Below are 18,692 nucleotides of genomic sequence, written 5' to 3'. Positions count from 1 at the left end.
CCCTCGGTCGGGGTGATCGTGCCGTCCGTCGACGCTAACCCCGTCGGCCCTGGGCAAACTCTCCGGCATGACGGTGAAGCGAAGCGCGGGTCTGCTGCTGTTCCGCACCTCGGGCGGAACCCTGGAAGTGCTCATCGCCCACATGGGCGGTCCCGCCTGGGCGGCGCGGGACGCGGGGGCGTGGTCGGTCCCGAAGGGCGAGTACGAGGCCGACGAGACGCCCGAGGCGGCGGCGCGGCGGGAGTTCGTGGAGGAGCTGGGCCTGCCGGTTCCGGACGGGGAGCCGGTGCCGCTCGGTGAGACGCGCCAGGCGAGCGGGAAGATCGTGACGGTGTGGGCGGTGGAGGCCGACCTGGACCCGGCGGCGGTGGTGCCGGGCACGTTCACGATGGAGTGGCCGCGTGGTTCGGGCCGGACACGGGAGTTCCCCGAGGTCGACCGGGTGGCGTGGATGACGCCCGAGGAGGCGGCGCCGCGGCTGGTGTCGGGTCAGCAGGTGTTCCTGGAGCGGCTGTCGGAGTACGTGCGCGGGCGCGACGGGAGCTGATTGTCAGTGCCGTGGTGGAGAGTGGAGCGCGGGGAACACACCGACCGGTCGACAGGGAGCGAGAGATGACCACCACCCTGACATCACGTGAGCGCGCGGCGGCCCAGGCCTACATACGGTTGATGGAGACGGCCCGGGCGGTGCTCACCGACCCGGCGCTCGCTCCGATGGCGGTCGTCCACCTGTCGTCGCCGATGGCGGAGGCGGACGAGGCGTTGCGCCGGGCGGGCCTGTCGGGCAACGAGGCGCGTCTGCTGCGGCTGGTGTCCGCGCTGCGCTCACCGGACGGCACGGTCCGCCCGTAGCCGTACGGGCAGGGTGCGCACGCTGTTGCCCACGAAGCTCGGCACCCGGGGCAGCCGGGCTTCGGGGACGGCGAGGTCGAGCCGGGGGAAGCGGGTGAAGAGCCGTTCGAGCGCGGTGGTGGCCTCCAGCCGGGCGAGGGGGGCGCCCAGACAGTAGTGGGGGCCGTGGCCGAGTGAGAGGTGACGGGCCGTGGGGCGGCCCCGGCCGGCGCGGGTGACGTCGAAGCGGTCGGCGTCGGGGCCGTGGGCCGCTTCGTCGCGGCCCGCCGCGGAGTAGCCGGCGAGCACGGGCGTCCCCCGGGGGATGACCGTGCCGTCGACGGTGAGGTCGCGGGTGGGGTAGCGGAAGGGGAAGTGGCTGACGGGGCTGTCCCAGCGGAGGGTCTCCTCGACGACGTCGGCCCACCCGGCCCGGCCGTCGAGGACCAGCCGGAGCTGCTCGCGGTGGGCGCACAGCGCGCGGACGGCGTTGGTGATGAGGTTCAGGGTGGTCTCGTGGCCGGCGACGATCATCAGCAGGAGGGTGCCGATGAGTTCGGGTTCGGCGAGCCGGTCGCCGTCCTCCTCGCGGGCGGCGATCAGGGCGCTGGTCAGGTCGTCGCCGGGGGCGGCGCGGCGCGCCGCGACGACGGCGCGCAGTGCGTCCGCCATCTCGCGGTTGGCGGCCACCGCCTCCTCGGGCGAGCTGTCGGTGGCGACGATCCTGCTGGAGAGGTGGTGCAGGTGGTCGTGGTGTCCGGCGTCCACGCCGAGCAGTTCGCAGATGACGCCCATGGGCAGGGGCAGGGCGAAGTGGCGCCGCAGGTCGGCGACTCCGTCGCCGTCCCGGGCCGCCGCCTCGAGTCCGTCGAGGAGTTCGGCGGTCAGTTCCTCGACGCGGGGCCGCAGCCGTTCGACGCGCCGTGCGGTGAACGCCTGGCCGACGAGGTCGCGCAGCCGCCGGTGCTCGGCGCCGTCGGCGGTGGTCATGCCCGGGACCGTGGCGAAGGTCCGCAGGGGCCAGCCGTCGGGTATCCGCCCGTCCTGGAGGGCGGCGAAGTGCTCGGCGCCCTTGGCGACGTCCGGGTGGGTGAGGAAGCCCTTGAGCGCCTCGTGGCCCAGGACCGTCATCGCGGGCACGCCGCCCGGCAGGACGACGGGTGCGACGGCGCCCCGGGCGAGGAGTCGCGCGTTGTCCCGGTGCGGGCACCCCCCGGAGGGGTCCATACGGTGGGGCTCCGGGCCGTCGGGGTGGGTGCCACCGTCGAGACGGGTGCCGTCCAGGCGGGTGCCACCGTCGGGCAGGCTGCCGTCGGGCTCATTGCCATCGGGGCGGGTGCCGCCGGGCTCCCGGCCGTCGGGCTCATTGCCGCCGGGGCGAGTGCCGCCGGGGCGAGTGCCACCGCCGGGGCGGGTGCCGTCGGGCGGGGTGCCGTCAGGCGGGGTGCCGTCGGGTCGCGTGCCGTGGGCCGGCTGCGGGGTCATGGCGGACTCCTGTCTCCGTGGGCGGGTGGCCTGTGCGGAGGCGGCGGGCCTCGGGGGCGCGGCGCGCGGGTGCGTCAGCCCTCCACCCAGCCGTGCGAGCGCGCCAGTTCGGCGACGCGGATGCGGACGCGCTTCAGCTGGGCCGTGGTGAGCGTGGCGTCAGCCTCGATGAGGGCCTCCGTCAGCTCCGTGCGGAACTCGCCGTCGGTCAGCACGTCGAGCGTGTCGTCGTCCGGGTCGCCGAGGTCGCCGATGCCGTCGCGCGGAGCCTTCGGCGACGGGTGGGCCGGCTCGTCCGCCGGCCGCCGGACGAGCCGGATGGCGGAGGCCTTGGGCCCCTTGTCCCCCATCTCCAGCCGGAATTCGACCTCGCGGCCCGCCTGGTACAGACACTTGTCGTTCACCAGGTCGTTCGCGTGCATGAAGACGTCCTCGCCCCCGTCGCTGGGGACGATGAACCCGTAACCGCGGACCTCGTCGAACCGGAGGATCCTGCCCACCGACAACACAGCCGTCCTACCTCCGCACACCACACCACTGCTCCGGCGTCCGGGGTGTCCCGGTGGGACGCGCCCGGCTCGGCGGCGAATCTACCGCTCCTGGCCCGCGCTCCGCACCCCTCGGGAGGCGGCGTACAGGCGGCCGTACCAGAGCAGCAGCAGCGGGGGCAGGAGCAGTTCGACACCGATGAAGGCCGTGTGCAGCGCGTGCGGCGCGCCCACGTCGAGGTAGGAGACGCCGCGGGCGATGCCACCGAGGAACACGGCGCCGAAGACGGCCCGGAGGGGCGTGGCGTGGCCGCCGGGGTCGCGGGCGGCGACCGCCAGGACGATGCCGAGGCTGCACCAAATGCCGGCGAAGAAGCGGTAGTTGCTGTCGACGGTGGTGTCGACGTCCGGGCCGCCGGGCAGCAGCGACGGCCCGACGGCGATCTCCAGCACCCCGGTGACCAGGACGAACAGCGCGAGCAGCGCCAGGACACAACGAAAGGCGTGACGTGATGACATGACGGCTCCTCACCCGCCCACCGACGGCACGGTGTGCGGACTCCATCGTCGGCCGGGGCGCCCCCGCCGGGGAAGCCGTCACTGATGCGCCGTACGGCCGCATTGATACCGTCCACGGTATGGATGGCGAGCCGGCCGGCGGTGTTGACCCGAGCGTGCACCAGCTGCGGCTGCTGCTCGTACTGGCGGAGGAGCTGCACTTCGGCCGGGCCGCCGGCCGGCTGTACATCAGCCAGCCGGCGCTCAGCCGCCAGATCCGCAGGCTGGAGGAGCTGATGGGCGTCGCCCTGCTGGAGCGCTCCACCCGGCGCGTGGAACTCACCGCCGCCGGTGAGGCGCTGCTTCCCCGCGTCCGGGCCGTGGTGGAGGCCACCGACCGGCTGCGCGAGGCGGTGCGGGAGCGGTCGAGGACGCTGACCGGGCGGGTGGTGCTCGGCTGCTACGTCACCGCCCTGCCCGTGCTCACCGCCCTGGGCGAGCGGCTGAGGGAGCACCACCCGGGGCTGGAGCTCGACCTGCGGGAGGTGGACTTCGTGGAGCAGACGGACGCGCTGTTCGACGGCCGGGTGGACGCCGTCCTGGCGTACGCGCCCATGCCTCCCGGGATCCAGACGCTGCCGCTGGCGACGGAGCGTCAGGTGGTGTGCCTCTGGGAGGGTCACCCGCTGGCGGGGCGGCCGTCCGTGTCGTACGGGGAGCTGGCGGGCCTGCCGGTCGTCGGGTCCTCACCGCGGGTGGCCCGGGTGTGGCGGGACTTCTGGGCGGCGGATCCCCGCCCGGACGGGGCGCCGGTCGGGTACACCGCGCACCGGGCGACGACGTTCGAGGCGGGGATCTCGGCGGTCGCACAGGGGCTCGGGGTGCGTTTCGTCTCGGCCAGTTGCCGCGCCCTGTTCCCCCGGCCGGGCATCGCCTACGTCGACGTGTCGGACGCGCCGCCGTGCACCGCGGTGCTCGCCTGGTCATCCGCACGCCGCGACACACCGGAGGTCGCCGTGCTGCGGCGCGCGGTGGGCGGCATGGTGGGGGTGGGAGGGACCGACCCGAACCCTCACTGGTGGCACACCGGGCACACCGAGTCCAAAGGGGATTGACATGCCGATGATGCGCCGGGCGCGCGTGTCCGACCACCGCGCCCTCGTCGAGTCCGCGCAGAGGTGGCGCAGGGAATCGCGTTCGCCCGCCGGGGCCCGGGAGCCGTCCCTGCTGCTGCCGAGGCTGTTCCTGCACTCCTTCGCGGGGACCAGCCTGGTGGCCGAGGACAGCACCGGCATCAAGGCGTTCCTGATCGGGCTGCACGCGGCCGACAACGAGGAGGACGCCCACATCCACTTCGTGGGGGTCGACCCCGCGCTGCGGGGCCGGGGGCTGGCCCGCGGCCTGTACTCGGCGTTCTTCGAGCGGGCCGCCGAGGCGGGGCGGCGCGAGGTGCGGGCGGTGACGACCCCGTGGAACACCGGGTCCATCGCCTTCCACCGGGCGCTGGGGTTCGACCCGGTGGGAGGGGACGTCGAGGTCGGGGGCCTGCCGGTGCACCGTGACTACGACGGGCCGGGGAAGGACCGGGTCTGCTTCCGCCGGAGGATCGGTTCGCCGACGGCATGACAGCGGGCCCGGACGGTTCCGGGCCCGCTGCTCGGGGTGCGTGTTCCGGTGGATCCCTCCGGATCCCTGGCCCTTCCTAGGGAGTGTCCAGTAGTATCGGCGTCCGCCCGGAGGGCGGGGGCCGTGGCGTCCGGTGCGTGCTGTCGCAAGGCGGAGGAGGGAGACATGGCGGAGCCATGGCGACCGACGACAACGCGGCGACAGTGCGTGCAGGGCGTCACGGGCCAGGCGAGACCTGACGGACACGACCTAGCCCTTGCAGATCGGTATGCAGCCGGGCGTCTTGGTGACGCCCTCGTGCTTGCGCATGCGGCGCACGGCCCAGGGGATGATCGCGGCTGCCGCCGCGACGGCTGCCGCGCCTGCCGCCTTGGCCTTCGTGGAACGTGAGCGGCTGGTGGAGGCCATGAGGGAGTCTCCTTCAAGATGCCGGGTTTCTTAGGTCTGCCGGGTATGTCCCGACCCTCATGAGTCTGAGCGGTCCCGTGTCTCGGGCGCATGGGACTCAGGTCCCGACGATGTCCCTGTCCCGGCCGGGCGGGCCGGTGGGGCGGAGCCCGGGCGGGACGGGAACACGGCCCGCACGACCGTGCCGTCGGCGGTGCTGGTGAGGGTGAAGCGGCCGCCGAGCTCCTCCGAACGCTCCGCCATGGACCGCAGCCCCACCCCGGCGTGCCGCTGGTGGTCCGGGAACCCGTCGCCGTTGTCGTGGACGTGGACGCCGACCTGCCCGTCGGCGACGGTGACCGTGGCGTGGGCGTGGTCGGCGCGGGAGTGGCGTACCGCGTTGTTCAGCGCCTCGGCGGTGATGCGGTAGACCGCCACTTCGAGGGCGGCGGACAGCCGGGGCAGCGGGTCGGGCCGAACCGTCACGGAGATGCACAGGCTGCGGCTGCTGAGGTGCTCGGCGAGCTGGCGCAGGGCGCGGGACAGGTCCGCGCCGTCCAGCGCGGCGGGTGCCAGGCCGTCCGTGATGTGCCGCAACTCGCGGATGGCGCGCCCGATGCCCTCGGAGACCTTGAGCAGCGGACGGGCCACGTCGGGCCGGGCGGTGCCGCGGACGGCGTCCACCTGGAGGCGGAGGCCGGACAGGGCGGGGCCGAGGCCGTCGTGGAGGTCGTGCCGCAGCCTGCGCCGTTCCTCCTCGCGGGCGAGGATGATCTGCTCGCGGCTGCTCTGGAGGTCCTCGTAGAGCCGCATCGACGCGATCGCCGGGGCGGCGTGGTCGGCGAGCACCTGGACGGCCTCCCGGTCCTGCGGGTCGAGCGCCAGTTCACCGGGGCGCGGGGGCACGGTGAGCCGGCCTATGTCCTCGCCCCGGTAGCAGAGCGGGAAGTGTTCGGGGGCCGGTCCCGGTTCGCCCAGGGCGACCAGTTCGCGCGGGCCGTGGTGGGTGTCCACGGTCAGCGCGGCGGCGCTCAGGCCGAGGGTGTGGACGACCGTCGCGCACAGCAGCCTCGGCGCCTCGCCCGGGTCGGGTGCCTTGCTGAGGCGGTCGGCGAGGTCCCGGACCACCTGGTACGGCTGGGCACGGGCGCCGTAGTAGTAACGGTCGACGACCCGGGACGCCCAGCGGGCGGTGGGGCGCAGCAGGGCGCCGATGACCAGGGCGACGGCGACGGCCAGCAGCAGCGGCCCCTCGGGCTCGCGGGCCCCGGCGTGCCACACAAGCAGCCCGGCGGTGCCGTACAGCAGGAACAGGACGAACGTCAGCAGGAGGGCCGTCAGGATGCGGCGGGCCGCACGATCGAGGTGCCAGGCCCGCTCGCGGAGGTCGATGAAGGCGAGGGCGGCGGGCCAGATGGCCGCGCCGGCGTACTGCACGGCGAAGACGACGGTCTGCGGGGCGTCGGCGTAGGCGCCGAAGTACATGACGGCCAGCCATGCGAGGTAGGGCAGGGCGAGGACGAAGTTCCGGCGCTCCGCGGCGGGCGTGCGCACCCGGCGGACGGCCAGCAGCACCAGGGGCAGGCCGGCGGCGATCGGCGGCACCCAGTCGATGGCCGGGAGCATCGCGGGCGTCGCCCACTGGCCGGCCCGGGCCCAGGCGCCCTCGGCGAGGGGGTTGTCGACGTACCAGGTGTCGAGCTGGGTGAACTCGTACACCTGCTGGGCGAGGCTCCACAGCGCCAGGACGATGACGTACGCCCGGGCCCAGCCGCGCGGCCAGCGGCCGTCGGGCAGCCACAGCGGGAGCGTGAAGACGACCGTCCCGAACAGGGCGTAGCCCACCACGTCGACGAGGACCAGGACGGTGGCGATGCCCGGCCCGACGCCGATGAGCCCGGCCGTCAGGGACAGGGCGGCGCCGCCGGCGAAGATGCCGCCGGTGGACAGCAGCAGCCATCCGAGGGGGCGGCCGGAACCGCGGGCGAGCAGGGCCATGCCCGAGAGGGCGAGCCCCATGGACAGCAGGACGGCGATCGCGGCGTAGTGGAGGTTGACGGCGTCCAGGACCGGGTGGTCGCGGTGGACGAGGACGAGCGTCACCCAGAGGAAGCCGGAGAGCATCGCCGCCACACAGACCACGTAGGCCGGAAGGTCGGCGGGCCCGGCTACCGGGGTCCCCCTGGTGGTCGGCGGTCGAGGCATCTCACGCTCCTCGCGGTCGGTGCTCCCGTGGACGTTCAAGGGTGGGCCGCCCGCTGTCCCGGTCGCATGAGGCCGTGGTCCCGGCCCGGTCCCGGCCGCGCCATGTGCGTTCCTGGCCGAGCCCGGCGCGGGGTGCAGACGGGCGGCGGCGGGGGCGGGTCAGGCGTCCTCGCCGAGGCCGGCGTCCCTGGCACGGGCGACGGCTTCGGCGCGGGTGGCGACGTGGAGCTTCTCGAAGATGTGCGTGATGTGGTTGCGCACGGTCTTCTCGGACAGCACCAGCTCGCGGGCGATGCGCCGGTTGTCGAAACCGCGCGCGATGTACTCCAGCACCTCGCACTCGCGCGCCGTCAGCGCCGGGAAGAGCTGCTCGGCGTCACGGCGCCGGCTGCCGGAGACCAGGCCCGTCAGGCGGGCGGCGACCCCGGCGCCGAACACGGCCCCGCCCGCCGCGACGGTACGCACGGCGTGCAGCACCTCCTCCGCGCTGGCGCCCTTGACGACGTACCCGCGCGCGCCCGCCTGGAGCGCGGCGAGCAGGTCGCCGTCGTCGTCCGACATGGTGAGGGTGAGGACGGGCAGGCCGGGGTGGAGCTCGGCCAGCCGGCGGATCGCCTCGATGCCGGAGCCGTCCGGGAGGGACAGGTCCATCACGACGACGTCCGGCCGGTGCCGGCCCACCGCGTCGGGCACTTCGGCCACGGTCTCGGCCTCACCGACCACCAGGACCTCGCCGAGGCTCTCCAGGGCGGACTTCAGACCGTTCCGGAACAGCGGGTGGTCCTCGACGATGAGCGTGCGGAGCACGGGGCGCTCCATGACTTCCGGGGTTTCGCCTTCTTCACTCACAGAACCGACGGTAGGTGATCTTCGTGACGGAGGCATATTTTCCGGGCATCCAGACCCGGGCATCCAGACCCGGGCATCAGGGCATGGTCAGGACCGGTTTGACGACCCTGCCGCCCGCCGCCGCTGCCGCGGCCTCCTCGATCGCGGCGAGCGGGAACGTCTCCACGATCGCGTCGACGGGCAGGCGCCCGGCCCGGTACAGCTCCACCAACGCCGGGATGAACGTGCGCGGCACGACACCGCCCTGGTTCACCCCGACGATCCGCGGGCCGCGGTCGAGCATCCGCGGTACGTCCAGGTGGACGTCCGTCCCGGCGGGCGGCGCGCCGACCACGCCGCACACGCCCCCGACGGCGAGTCCGTCCACCGCCTGGCGCAGTACGCCGGGGAGGCCGCTCGTCTCCAGTGCGCGGTCCGCCCCGTGACCACCGGTCAGGTCCCGCACCGCCGCCCGCGGGTCGGCCTCGCCCGGGTCGAATGCCTCGGTGGCGCCCAGCCGGAGGGCCAGGGCGCGGCGTCCCGGGTCGGGGTCGACCGCCACGACCCGGGTGGCGGCCGTGAGGCGGGCGGCCATGACGGCGGCCAGGCCCACCGAACCCGTGCCGTACACGACGAGGGTGTGGCCCGGTTCGGGGCGCAGCACGTTGAGCACGGCGCCCGCCCCGGTCTGGACGCCGCAGCCGAACGGGGCGAGGACGTGCGGCGGCAGGTCGGCGGGCACGGGCACCAGGGCACGGGCGGGGGCCAGGGCGAGCGTCGCGAACGACGACTGGCCGAAGAAGTGGCCGTGCAGGGGGGCGCCGGCGTGCCGGCCGGTCCCGCGCAGGGTGGGGCTGCCGTCGAGGCGGCTGCCGCCGAACAGGTTCAGCGCGGGCCAGTGGTCGCACCTGACCGGGTGACCCGTGAGGCACGCCGGGCAGGCCCCGCACGAGGCGAAGCTCATCACGACGGTGTCCCCGGGCGCGACGGAGGTGACGGCGTCGCCGACGGCTTCGACGGTGCCGGTGCCCTCGTGCCCGAGGACGGCGGGCAGTGGGAAGGGGGTGTGTCCGGCCCGGACACTCAGGTCGGTGTGGCAGATGCCGGCGGCGCGGACGCGGACGAGGACTTCGTCCGGGCGGGGCTTCTCGACCCGTACCTCCTCGAGGGTGAACGCGTGGCCGGGGCCGCGCACGACGGCGGCGGTGGCGGTGACGGTGGGGGCGGTGGGGGCGGTGGCGGTGGTGCGGGGCATGGGTGGCTCCTCCGGCCGGTCAGGGCAGTACGCCGCCCTCGCGGGCGGTGCGCAGGGCCTGGGCGGCGATGGTGAGGGTCGGGTTGACGGCGGCCGACGAGGGGAAGAAGCCGCCGTCGACGATGTACAGGTTGCGGACCTCGTGGCTGCGGCAGTGCGGGTCGAGGACGGAGCGCGTCTCGTCGAGTCCGGCGACCGTGGTACCGCACTGGTGTCCGGTGGCCGCGACGCCCATCCGCCGGGTGAACACCAGCGGGTGGCCCGCCCGGCGCATCATGCGGGCCGCGCAGCGCACGAGGTCCCGGTGAGCCCGGGTGTTGGTGGGCCGGCGGTGCAGCACGACACCGCCGTCCGGGCCCGGCAGGACGCGGTTGCCGGGGTCGGGCAGGTCCTCGGACATCACCCACCAGTCGACGCTGCGCGCGGCCACGGCGCCGAGCAGGCGGCGTGGCAGGCGCGGGTGGGCGGCGGCGAGGGCGGCCCCGTGGACCTTCCCCATCAGCTGGAGGTTGCCCAGCGGGTGGTAGAAGTCGTTGACGGCCAGGGTCTTCTGGAATGTCACGGGATTGCGGCGCCGCGGATCGACGGCCATGAGCACGCTGTTGTTGTGGACCATCAGGTTGCGTCCGACGAGCCCGCTGCCGTTGGCCAGCCCGTCCGGGTGGGCCGCCCCGCCGGACCGCAGCAGCAGTGCCGCGGAGTTGATCGCCCCGCACGACACGACGACGGTTCCCGCCCGGACCCGGATCCTGCGCCCGTTCCGTTCGGCTTCGACGGCCGTGACCCGGCGCCCGCCGGGGTTGGTGAGCAGCCGGTCGGCCCGGGTACGGGTCAGCAGCCGGACCGTCCCGGTGCGCAGCGCGGGCCGCAGCGCCCGGGTCTCGGCGTCGCTCTTGGCGCCGACGCGGCACGGGTACGCGTCGCAGGTGCCGCAGCGCAGGCAGGCGCCCCCGGCTCCCAGGTCGATGCCCAGCTCGATCGGGAACGGGTGCAGGCCCTGGTTTGTCAGTCTCGCCGCCAGTTCGCCGACGACCGGTTCGTGCGGGACGGCCGGGTGGGGGTACGGCCCGGAGCGCGGCGGCGCGGTGGGGTCGGCGCCGGCCTGGCCGTGGACGCGGTAGAGGCGTTCGGCCTCGGCGTAGTACGGCTCCAGGTCGGCGTAGCCGAACGGCCAGGCGGGCGAGGTGCCTTCGCGCTGCTCGCGGGCGTCGAAGTCGCTCTCCCGCAGCCGGGGCAGGGCGGCGCCGTAGACCTTGGTGGTGCCGCCCACGTAGTAGTGGTTGGCCGGGGTGAACGCCTCGCCGTCGGTCGTGCGCCAGGTGCCGGCGTTGTGGTAGCGGCCCTCGCCGAACACCGCGTCGGGCGACCAGTTGGCGGCCTCGCGCGGGAGGAAGCCGCCCCGTTCGACGACCAGGACGCGGGCCCCGGTGGAGGCGAGGGCCCAGGCGAGGGTGGCGCCTCCGGCGCCCGATCCGACGACGGCGACGTCGGCCTCGTAGGTGTCCTGCTCCGCTGCGACGACGGGCGGGGTGCCTCGTCCCCAGATGCCGGTCATGACGTGTCTCCCGTCAGGTCGGGGGTGGGGCTGGGGGTGGGGGTGAAGAGCCGGACCGCCGTCCCGTCGTGGTACGGCAGGCGGCCCGGGGCGTGGACGAGTTCGAGGTGCAGGCCGGGCGGGGTCGCCAGGTAGACGAAGCGGGTCCCGGCGATGGGCCCGTCGCCGACGGTCTGCGGCTCGCCCAGCGCGCGGACCCCGTCGTGGGCGGTGAGGTGGCGCAGCGACGCGTCGAAGTCGTCGGTCCACAGGGCGAGGTGGTGTCCGCCCCAGTCGCTGTTGCGGGGGTACACCCGGCGCTGGTCCGGGGCGGTGTACTCGAACAGCTCGACGTTGGTGACCGGCCCGAGGCGCAGCATGGCGATGTGGGCGACGGCGTCGGCGTGGACGCCCAGCTGGCGGGTCATCCACCGGCCGCCCGGGTCGGCCACGGGCCCGGTGCGGTAGGCGAGCCGGGCGCCGAGTACGCCGGTGAAGAAGCCGATCGCCTCGTCGAGGTCGGGCACCGTGTACGCGACGTGGTGGACGGCGGTGACGCCGGGGACGGAGGGCTGGGGGTCTGCGGGTTGTGCGGTCATGACGGGCGCTCCTCGGGCAGGGACGGTGTGCGGGGCGGAAGGGTGCGGGCCACGGCGGGCGGGGTGACGGTGAGGCACAGCAGGCGGGCGCCGTGCGGGCCGGCGGTGAACCGGACGTCCTGCCCGTCGCGGGCCAGGAGGAGGGCGCCCGCGGTGAGCGGGTCCGGCTCGCCGTCGGCGGTGACGGAGCCGGACAGGACGTACCAGGCGGCTTCGGTGCCGTCCCGGCCGGTGAGGTCCAGCCGGGTGCCGGGGCCGGGGCGGACCTCGTCGAACGCCTCGCACTCGCTGTGGAGCATGCCGCGCCGGGCGAGGCAGCGGACGGTGGTCCGTTCGCCCCCGGTCCCGAGGAGGACGCAGGCCGGGTCGCCGGAATGGATGATCACGACTGGTCCTCCGGTACGTCGAGGGCGGCGTGGAAGAACTCGATCCCCTCGGGGCCGGCGTTCAGCCACGCGGACGTCCCCAGCGGCAGGGTGAGCGAGGTCCCCCGGGCGACGGACACGTGGCTGCCGGTGGCGCGGGCGGTGCCGGTGCCTCCGGTGACGAACACGGTGTGCTCCTCGCCGTGCGCGTCGATCGCGGTGCCGCCGCCGGGCGGCAGTTGGGTGAGGCGGACCGTGCGCAGCGGGCCGGTGAGGACGGTGGAGGCGTCCAGGGGGCCGTGGCCGCGCAGATCGCGGACGACGGTGCTGCGGTGGCCGTTCACGGGCTGCTCCTTCGGTGCGGGGGTGGCGGTGAGTTCGACGACGAGCCAGGCCAGGGGCCTGCGCCCGGTGTTGCGCAGGCCGTGGCGGGTGCCGAGGCCCGTCAGGACGGTGTCGCCCGCCCTGACCGCGTGGGGGCGGCCGTCGAGGGTGATCTCGCCGCGTCCGGAGAGCAGGAAGTACAGCTCCTCGGTGCGGGAGTGGAGGTGCTCGCCGCTGACCCCGCCCGGCGGCAGCCAGGCCCATTCGACGGCTTCCCAGCCGCCGTACAGGCCGGTGCGGCGGGCGAGGCAGGTCCAGCGGGAGTGCCCCTTCGCGGCGTGCACGCCGTGGACGTCGGCAGGGGTGTGCACGTCGGCGACGACGACCGCGTCACGCATGGGAGGCCACCTCCCCCAGGGCGCTCAGGTCGCCGGCCGCGCGGGCCAGTTCGCCGGTGGTCAGGTCGTTGACGAACACGGAGCCCCCGATGCCGACCGGCAGCGGCAGCCGCTGCCTGCCGTCGCGGTGGCGGACGGTGTCGGCGAGCGCCTCCTTCAGCACGTCCGGTGCGCACAGGGGGTGGGTGACCGGGAGGCCGAGGGCGCGCATCACGTCCAGGACGCGGTCGCGCTGCTCGTCGGTGACCAGGCCGCGCCGGGCGGCGATGACGGTGGTGAGCGCCATGTCGAGGGCGACGGCCTCGCCGTGCAGGAGTGCGGGGAGGGCCCGCATCTCCAGCGTGGGGCTGAAGGAGTGCCCGTAGTCCACGACGCGTTCCAGCCGGTGCTCCCAGAGGTTGTCGTGGAGTTCTTCGAGCATGCCGTGCACGGCCCTGCCGAGGACTTCCTCCCCCGTCGCGCCGGCCGGCTGGAAGCGGTCGGCGACGAGGGCGGATCCGTGGTTCTCCAGCAGCTCGAACAGCTCGGCGTCCTTGATCAGGGCGATCTTGAGGATCTCCGCCATGCCGTTGCTGACGTGCCGTTCGTCCAGGGTGGCGAGGAAGCCGGGGTCGAGCAGGGTCTCGGCGGCGGGGTGGTAGGTGCCGAGCCGGTTCTTGCCGGCCCCGAAGTTGACGCCGGTCTTGGCGCCCACGCCCGCGTCGACCAGCCCGATCAGGGTGGTGGGCACGCGGACGTACGGGGTGCTGCGCCGGTACAGGCTGCACGCCAGCCCGACGATGTCGAGCAGGACTCCGCCGCCGACCGCGACGACCGGCTCCCGGCGGCGGTCCAGCCCGAACCGGTCCATGGCGGCGACCACGGAGAACACGGAGTCCATGGTCTTGAGCCGCTCGTGGGCGGGCAGGACGTGGATGGCGTACTCGTCCGTGCCGCGCGCGTCGCAGTAGGCGCGGATCAGGTCGCCGTACAGCATGTCGACGCGTTCCTCGACGACGAGGAGCCGCCGGGCCGGGGCGGGGCCGCCGTCGACGGCCCCGGCCCTGGCGAGGGCGCTGCTGGAGGGGTCGAACACGCCGGGTGAGAAGCCGACGCGGTAGCTGACGGGTTTGGCGGTGCTGACGGTCCAGCTGCGGGCCGGGCCGCCGTGGGTGAACAGTCCGTGCGGGGCGGTGTGGTGGGCGAACATGGTGCTCCTCGGCTTTCAGTGGGTGATGATCAGGTCGGGTGCGGGGGCGCGAGTGGCGATCGCGTCGAGCGCGGGGCGCAGGACGTCGTCGTCGACCTCGGTGAGCATCCGGCCGCGTACGACGTGGGGGGCGCCCAGTCCGTCGAGCAGCACCATCCGGGCCGGGCCGGCGTCCGGGGCCGGTACCGGGCCGGGTGCCGCGCCGCGCCGGACGACCGCCGCGACGGTGTCGGGGGTGAGCGGGGCGGGCAGCTCGCGCGGGGCTCCCCAGCGGGCGATCATCTCGTGGTGGGCCCGTTCGGCGGCCGGGTCGAGCAGTCCGAGCAGGACGGCGGCCCGGGCGGCCACGAGCATCCCGAGCGCTGCGGCGTCGCCCTCGCTCAGTCCCGCACCCGCCGCGAGCAGGGCGTCCGCGACGGTGCGGCCGTAGCTGAACGCCATGGCCGGGCCCTGCTCGCTCGGGTCGTAGTACATGAGCGTGGCGCGGATGTCGGCGTTGAGGGCGACGACGCGTGCCATGAGGCGGGTGTCGAAGCCGGTGACGTCGGGTCGCAGCAGGGCGGCGGCCGTGTCGTAGAAGGACGGGCTGACCGCCAGGACGTTCCGGACGGTGGCGGCGAGCCCGGTCCGCAGCTCGTCCGGCGGCAGGGTGCGCAGCAGGTCGAGCTGGGCCCAGACGAGGGTGGGCGCCAGGCCGTGGGTGGCCGGGTGTTCCAGGGTGAGGGCCGTGTCGGTCATGGCCCGTGGGGTGGTGGGCACGAGGATCAGCCGCGCCGGGCGCGCCGGGCGGGTCGCCAGGCGTGCGGCGGCCTCGATGACGCCGCTGCCGCCGACGGCGACGACCACCGTGTCCGGGGCCGGGGTGACGTCCCAGGCCGCGTCCGGCGCGGGGGCGCGCAGGACGCGCGTCGCGGCGGCGGGGCTGAGGGCGCCCAGTACCGCGGCGGTGTGCTCGCGGGGCAGGCCCTCGTCGGTGACCAGCCAGAAGGCGTCGGGTGCCAGGTCGGTGGCGATGCCCGTCAGTTCCGGCCAGGTGTCCTCCCCGCCCCGTACGAGGACGGGGAAGTGGAGGTTGCCCGCGAGGATGGCGCGGTTCATGCCGATGGTCGGTGGGGTGGTGCCTGGGGTGGTGCCGGTGGTGTTCATGAGGGGCTCGTTCACTCGTTCACTGGTACGTGGTGGAATGTCGCCCCTTCACCGTCGGGCGCCCGCTGTCCCATACGCCTGAGGATCCGGTCCTCTCACGGCCCCTGACCTGCCCGTTCCTCGCGGGGCACGCCGTGGGGCCGGGCGCCCGGCCCGGTCGGGACGCCCCTGGGGCCCGCCGCGGGACCGCGGTCCGGGCCGCCACCCGGCCGGGCGGGACACGGTCCCGGTCCGGCCCGGGACACCGGCCCCGGGCCGGCGCGGCGCCCCGCGGGGGACGGGCCGCGACCCGGTGGTCCGGGGTCGCGTCCGGGTGGCCGATCTCCGCGCCGGGGCGCGCGGGGTGTCATACGATCACCTGCGTACGCTCACGCCCGGCGGCCTCGTCACCCGGCGTCGCCCCGGCGCCGTCCGAGGCCGCGCACGCGCGCATGGAGGTCAACCGTGACGAGGAACGCCGGCGGCAAGCGACGCGCCCACCGCACCCGTACCGTCTTCACCGCGGCCGCCGCGGCGGCCGGGCTGGCGCTGGCCGCCACCGGGTGCGGGAACGGCGGTGAGGGGCCCGGCCAGGCGGCGGGCGGGGTGCCCGTGGTCGAGAAGGGCAAGCTCACCACCTGCACCCATCTGCCGTACCCGCCCTTCCAGTTCGAGCGGGACGGCAAGGTCGTCGGGTTCGACGTGGCGCTGGTCGACCTGGTGGCGAAGAACCTGAAGGTCGAGCAGGAGATCCTCGACACGCCGTTCGAGAACTTCAAGACCGGCGCGTTCCTCAACTCCGGCGAGTGTGACCTGGCGGCCGCCGGGATGACGATCACCGCGGACCGCAAGAAGAACGTCGACTTCTCCGTCCCGTACTTCGACGCCACCCAGGCCCTCCTGGCCACCAAGAAGAGCGGTGTCACCACCCTCGCCCAGGTGAAGGAGAAGAAGCTGAAGCTGGGCGCGCAGGCCGAGACGACCGGCGAGAGCTACGCCAAGGGCCAGGGTTTCGACCCGGTGGCGTTCGAGAGCTCCGACGCGGTGCTCAACGGGCTGCGCACCGGCCAGGTGGACGCCGTCGTCATCGACTACCCGGTCGTGAGCGGCTGGCTCAAGGACAAGGCCAACGCCGACGCGTTCACGCTCGGGCAGAACATCCAGACCGGTGAGCAGTACGGCTTCTCGGTGAAGAAGGGCAACACCAAGCTGCGCGCCGCCATCGACAAGGCGATCACCGACGCCAGGGCCGACGGCACGTACGACAAGATCTACCAACAGTGGATCGGGCCGCTGCCCCAGGGCCGGTCGTGACCTCACGGCTGACGAGGCGCCAGCGGCGCCGGGTCTCGCAGGGCATCCAGTACGCGGTGTTCGTCGCCGTGATCGTGGTGATCGCCGTTCTGGCCGACTGGGACCGGCTCCAGAACCAGTTCGCGCAGGCGGACCTGGCCGGGCAGCTCTTCCCCGACATCATCACCATCGCGCTGCGCAACACGGTGGTGTACACCGTGTCCGGCTTCGTCTTCGGCCTCGTCCTCGGGCTGGTCGTCGCCCTGATGCGGCTGTCGTCGGTGGCGCCGTACCGGTGGGCCGCGAGCGTCTACATCGAGATCTTCCGCGGCCTGCCCGCCCTGCTGATCTTCATCTTCGTCGGTGTGGCCGTGCCGCTCGCCTTCCCCGGTACGGAGATCCCCGGCGGTACGTACGGCAAGGTCGCCCTCGGCCTCGGGCTGGTGGCCGCGGCGTACATGGCGGAGACGATCCGGGCGGGCATCCAGGCGGTGCCGAAGGGCCAGATGGAGGCGGCGCGTTCGCTGGGCTTCTCGCACGCCCGCGCGATGGTGTCGGTGATTCTGCCGCAGGCGTACCGCATCATCATCCCGCCGCTCACCAACGAGCTGGTGCTGCTGTTCAAGGACTCCTCGCTGGTGCTGTTCCTCGGGGTGACCCTGGAGGAGCGGGAGCTGACCAAGTTCGGGCGGGATCTGGCCAGCCAGACCGCCAACTCCACGCCGATCCTCGTCGCCGGCCTGTGCTACCTGCTGGTGACGATTCCGCTGAGCTTCGTGGTGCGCCGCCTCGAAGCACGTGCCGCCAGGGCCAGGTGAGGATGACGATGCCCACGTCCACGCCCGCACCGGTGCCCGCGCCGGGACGCAGCGAGATCGAGATCCGGGGGCTGCACAAGTCCTTCGGCGACCACGAGGTGCTGCGGGGCATCGACCTGGACGTCGCCACCGGCGAGGTGGTGTGCGTGATCGGGCCGTCCGGCTCGGGCAAGTCGACGCTGCTGCGCTGTGTGAACCTGCTGGAGGAGCCCACCAGGGGCCAGGTCTTCGTGGGCGGTACGGAGGTCACCGACCTGGACGTCGACATCGACGCCGTGCGCCGCCGGATCGGCATGGTGTTCCAGCAGTTCAACCTGTTTCCGCACGTCACGGTGGTCGAGAACCTCACGCTGCCCCAGCGGCGGGTGCTGGGCCGGGCCAAGGCGCACGCGGCGCGGGTCGCCCGGGAGAACCTCGCGCGCGTCGGGCTGGCGGAGAAGGCGGACGCCTATCCGGCGCAGTTGTCGGGCGGCCAGCAGCAGCGGGTGGCGATCGCCCGGGCGCTGGCCATGGGCCCGGCGGTGATGCTGTTCGACGAGCCGACGTCGGCGCTCGACCCCGAGCTGGTGGGTGACGTCCTGGCGGTGATGCGGATGCTGGCGGCGGAGGGCATGACGATGATGGTCGTCACGCATGAGATGAGCTTCGCCCGCGAGGTGGCCGACCGGGTGGTGTTCATGGACGAGGGACGGATCGTGGAGGAGGGCCCGGCCGCCCGTGTGGTCGGCGATCCGCGGCACGAGCGGACGCGGCACTTCCTGAACCGCATCCTCGACCCGGCCGCCGCCGAACAGCCGGGACCGGAGAAGAGCCTCTAGCGTTTCGCCGGCTGGGGAGTGTCCGGAAAGTAGCGGCGTCCGCCCGGAGGGCGGGGGTCGTGGCGTCCGGTGCGTGCTGTCGCAAGGCGGAGGAGGGAGACATGGCGGAGCCATGGCGACCGACGACAACGCGGCGACAGTGCGTGCAGGGCGTCACGGGCCAGGCGAGACTTGACGGACACGACCTAGCGCCGGGCCGGCACGGACCCGTCGTAGGAGACCTTCTCGGCGCCGATCCGCCGCATGCGTGCGGCGCCCCACTCCCCCAGGGACGCCAGGGCCGCGTTGAGCGAGACGCCGTGCTCGGTCAGGGAGTACTCGACCTTCGGCGGCACCTCGCGGTAGACCTCGCGGTGCACGAGGCCGTCCTCCTCCATCTCCCGCAGGTGCTGGACCAGCATCTTCTCGCTGACGCCGGGCAGGCCGCGCCGGAGCTCGGCGAAGCGGCGGGTGCCGTGGTGGTGCAGCTCCCAGAGGATCAGCGACTTCCACTTGCCGGTGACCACGTCCATCGCCGCGTCGATGCCACAGAAGTACGGTCCGCGCCGCGCTGCCATCCTGCCTCCCCCGGGGTCACTTACCCACAGGTGAGTACCCCACTATTTAGTCCGTACTGGTCAACTCTA

The 18,692-nt window shown here is 74.0% G+C and carries 21 protein-coding genes; 7 read left to right on the top strand and 14 right to left on the bottom strand.

Annotation, left to right across the window (positions count from 1 at the left end; all coding sequences use genetic code 11):
* Positions 1–67 precede the first annotated feature (67 nt).
* Together EIZ62_RS30490 and EIZ62_RS30485 are read left to right on the top strand one after the other, a co-directional pair.
* Positions 68–547, top strand: a complete 480-nt coding sequence (locus tag EIZ62_RS30490) for an NUDIX hydrolase (RefSeq protein ID WP_156695882.1) — start codon at positions 68–70, stop codon at positions 545–547.
* Between the two features lie 65 nt (positions 548–612).
* Complete coding sequence (locus tag EIZ62_RS30485; protein WP_156695881.1) at positions 613–852, top strand: hypothetical protein; 240 nt, start codon at positions 613–615, stop codon at positions 850–852.
* On the opposite strand, the gene EIZ62_RS30480 is transcribed toward EIZ62_RS30485, so the two are convergent.
* The 3 genes from EIZ62_RS30480 to EIZ62_RS30470 form a co-directional block, all read right to left on the bottom strand.
* The gene (locus EIZ62_RS30480; protein WP_156696680.1) at positions 826–2,058 is read right to left on the bottom strand and encodes a cytochrome P450 family protein; all 1,233 of its coding nucleotides are present in this window, start codon (positions 2,056–2,058) and stop codon (positions 826–828) included. The two genes, EIZ62_RS30485 and EIZ62_RS30480, sit on opposite strands and share 27 nt — an antisense overlap.
* A 332-nt stretch (positions 2,059–2,390) precedes the next feature.
* Entirely contained in the window at positions 2,391–2,825 is a 435-nt protein-coding gene (locus EIZ62_RS30475) for a cold shock domain-containing protein (protein WP_156695880.1), read from the bottom strand.
* Positions 2,826–2,906: 81 nt separating this feature from the next.
* A complete protein-coding gene (locus EIZ62_RS30470) occupies positions 2,907–3,323 on the bottom strand; it encodes a DUF4345 domain-containing protein (protein ID WP_156695879.1) in 417 nt (138 codons plus the stop codon).
* Positions 3,324–3,442: 119 nt separating this feature from the next.
* On the opposite strand from EIZ62_RS30470, the gene EIZ62_RS30465 reads away from it, so the two are divergent.
* Together EIZ62_RS30465 and EIZ62_RS30460 are read left to right on the top strand one after the other, a co-directional pair.
* Positions 3,443–4,417, top strand: coding sequence for a LysR family transcriptional regulator (locus tag EIZ62_RS30465; protein WP_244376048.1), 975 nt, complete (start codon positions 3,443–3,445; stop codon positions 4,415–4,417).
* A 1-nt stretch (position 4,418) separates the two neighbouring features.
* The gene (locus EIZ62_RS30460; RefSeq protein ID WP_156695878.1) at positions 4,419–4,928 is read left to right on the top strand and encodes a GNAT family N-acetyltransferase; all 510 of its coding nucleotides are present in this window, start codon (positions 4,419–4,421) and stop codon (positions 4,926–4,928) included.
* A gap of 249 nt (positions 4,929–5,177) precedes the next feature.
* Here the strand turns inward: EIZ62_RS30460 and EIZ62_RS30455 are convergent, their stop codons facing one another.
* From EIZ62_RS30455 to EIZ62_RS30410, 10 genes are all read right to left on the bottom strand, one after another.
* Positions 5,178–5,336, bottom strand: coding sequence for a hypothetical protein (locus tag EIZ62_RS30455; RefSeq protein WP_156695877.1), 159 nt, complete (start codon positions 5,334–5,336; stop codon positions 5,178–5,180).
* A gap of 57 nt (positions 5,337–5,393) precedes the next feature.
* Positions 5,394–7,520 (bottom strand): sensor histidine kinase, encoded by a 2,127-nt coding sequence (locus EIZ62_RS30450; protein ID WP_156695876.1) that lies wholly within the window; start codon positions 7,518–7,520, stop codon positions 5,394–5,396.
* A gap of 159 nt (positions 7,521–7,679) precedes the next feature.
* A complete protein-coding gene (locus tag EIZ62_RS30445; protein WP_156696678.1) occupies positions 7,680–8,339 on the bottom strand; it encodes a response regulator transcription factor in 660 nt (219 codons plus the stop codon).
* Positions 8,340–8,445: 106 nt separating this feature from the next.
* On the bottom strand, positions 8,446–9,603 hold the full coding sequence (locus tag EIZ62_RS30440) for an NAD(P)-dependent alcohol dehydrogenase (protein WP_156695875.1): 1,158 nt from the start codon (positions 9,601–9,603) through the stop codon (positions 8,446–8,448).
* Positions 9,604–9,622: 19 nt separating this feature from the next.
* Entirely contained in the window at positions 9,623–11,158 is a 1,536-nt protein-coding gene (locus tag EIZ62_RS30435) for a GMC family oxidoreductase N-terminal domain-containing protein (RefSeq protein WP_156695874.1), read from the bottom strand.
* Positions 11,155–11,736, bottom strand: coding sequence for a VOC family protein (locus EIZ62_RS30430; RefSeq protein ID WP_156695873.1), 582 nt, complete (start codon positions 11,734–11,736; stop codon positions 11,155–11,157). Before EIZ62_RS30430 ends, EIZ62_RS30435 begins: the two co-directional genes overlap by 4 nt.
* Positions 11,733–12,122: a pirin family protein gene (locus tag EIZ62_RS30425; RefSeq protein ID WP_156695872.1), complete on the bottom strand. Its 390-nt coding sequence runs from the start codon at positions 12,120–12,122 to the stop codon at positions 11,733–11,735. The genes EIZ62_RS30430 and EIZ62_RS30425 overlap by 4 nt, the downstream gene beginning before the upstream one ends.
* Positions 12,119–12,823 (bottom strand): cupin domain-containing protein, encoded by a 705-nt coding sequence (locus EIZ62_RS30420; RefSeq protein ID WP_156695871.1) that lies wholly within the window; start codon positions 12,821–12,823, stop codon positions 12,119–12,121. Before EIZ62_RS30420 ends, EIZ62_RS30425 begins: the two co-directional genes overlap by 4 nt.
* A complete protein-coding gene (locus EIZ62_RS30415; RefSeq protein ID WP_156695870.1) occupies positions 12,816–14,012 on the bottom strand; it encodes a sedoheptulose 7-phosphate cyclase in 1,197 nt (398 codons plus the stop codon). The genes EIZ62_RS30420 and EIZ62_RS30415 overlap by 8 nt, the downstream gene beginning before the upstream one ends.
* Positions 14,013–14,027: 15 nt before the next feature.
* Positions 14,028–15,173: a 3-dehydroquinate synthase family protein gene (locus EIZ62_RS30410; RefSeq protein ID WP_156695869.1), complete on the bottom strand. Its 1,146-nt coding sequence runs from the start codon at positions 15,171–15,173 to the stop codon at positions 14,028–14,030.
* Between the two features lie 429 nt (positions 15,174–15,602).
* On the opposite strand from EIZ62_RS30410, the gene EIZ62_RS30405 reads away from it, so the two are divergent.
* Genes EIZ62_RS30405 through EIZ62_RS30395 form a run of 3 tightly spaced genes read left to right on the top strand, consistent with a single transcriptional unit; the run spans position 15,603 to position 18,066 of the window.
* Entirely contained in the window at positions 15,603–16,451 is an 849-nt protein-coding gene (locus tag EIZ62_RS30405; protein WP_156695868.1) for an ABC transporter substrate-binding protein, read from the top strand.
* On the top strand, positions 16,448–17,248 hold the full coding sequence (locus EIZ62_RS30400) for an amino acid ABC transporter permease (RefSeq protein ID WP_156695867.1): 801 nt from the start codon (positions 16,448–16,450) through the stop codon (positions 17,246–17,248). Before EIZ62_RS30405 ends, EIZ62_RS30400 begins: the two co-directional genes overlap by 4 nt.
* Positions 17,249–17,256: 8 nt before the next feature.
* The gene (locus EIZ62_RS30395) at positions 17,257–18,066 is read left to right on the top strand and encodes an amino acid ABC transporter ATP-binding protein (RefSeq protein WP_156695866.1); all 810 of its coding nucleotides are present in this window, start codon (positions 17,257–17,259) and stop codon (positions 18,064–18,066) included.
* A gap of 185 nt (positions 18,067–18,251) precedes the next feature.
* Here the strand turns inward: EIZ62_RS30395 and EIZ62_RS30390 are convergent, their stop codons facing one another.
* Entirely contained in the window at positions 18,252–18,623 is a 372-nt protein-coding gene (locus EIZ62_RS30390; protein ID WP_156695865.1) for a winged helix-turn-helix transcriptional regulator, read from the bottom strand.
* Positions 18,624–18,692 lie beyond the last annotated feature (69 nt).

Origin of the sequence: Streptomyces ficellus (genome assembly GCF_009739905.1) — a bacterium.
In the GTDB taxonomy this organism is placed as follows: domain Bacteria; phylum Actinomycetota; class Actinomycetes; order Streptomycetales; family Streptomycetaceae; genus Streptomyces; species Streptomyces ficellus_A.
Note: the sequence above shows the minus strand (reverse complement) of the source record. Positions and strands in the feature narration are given on the sequence as shown.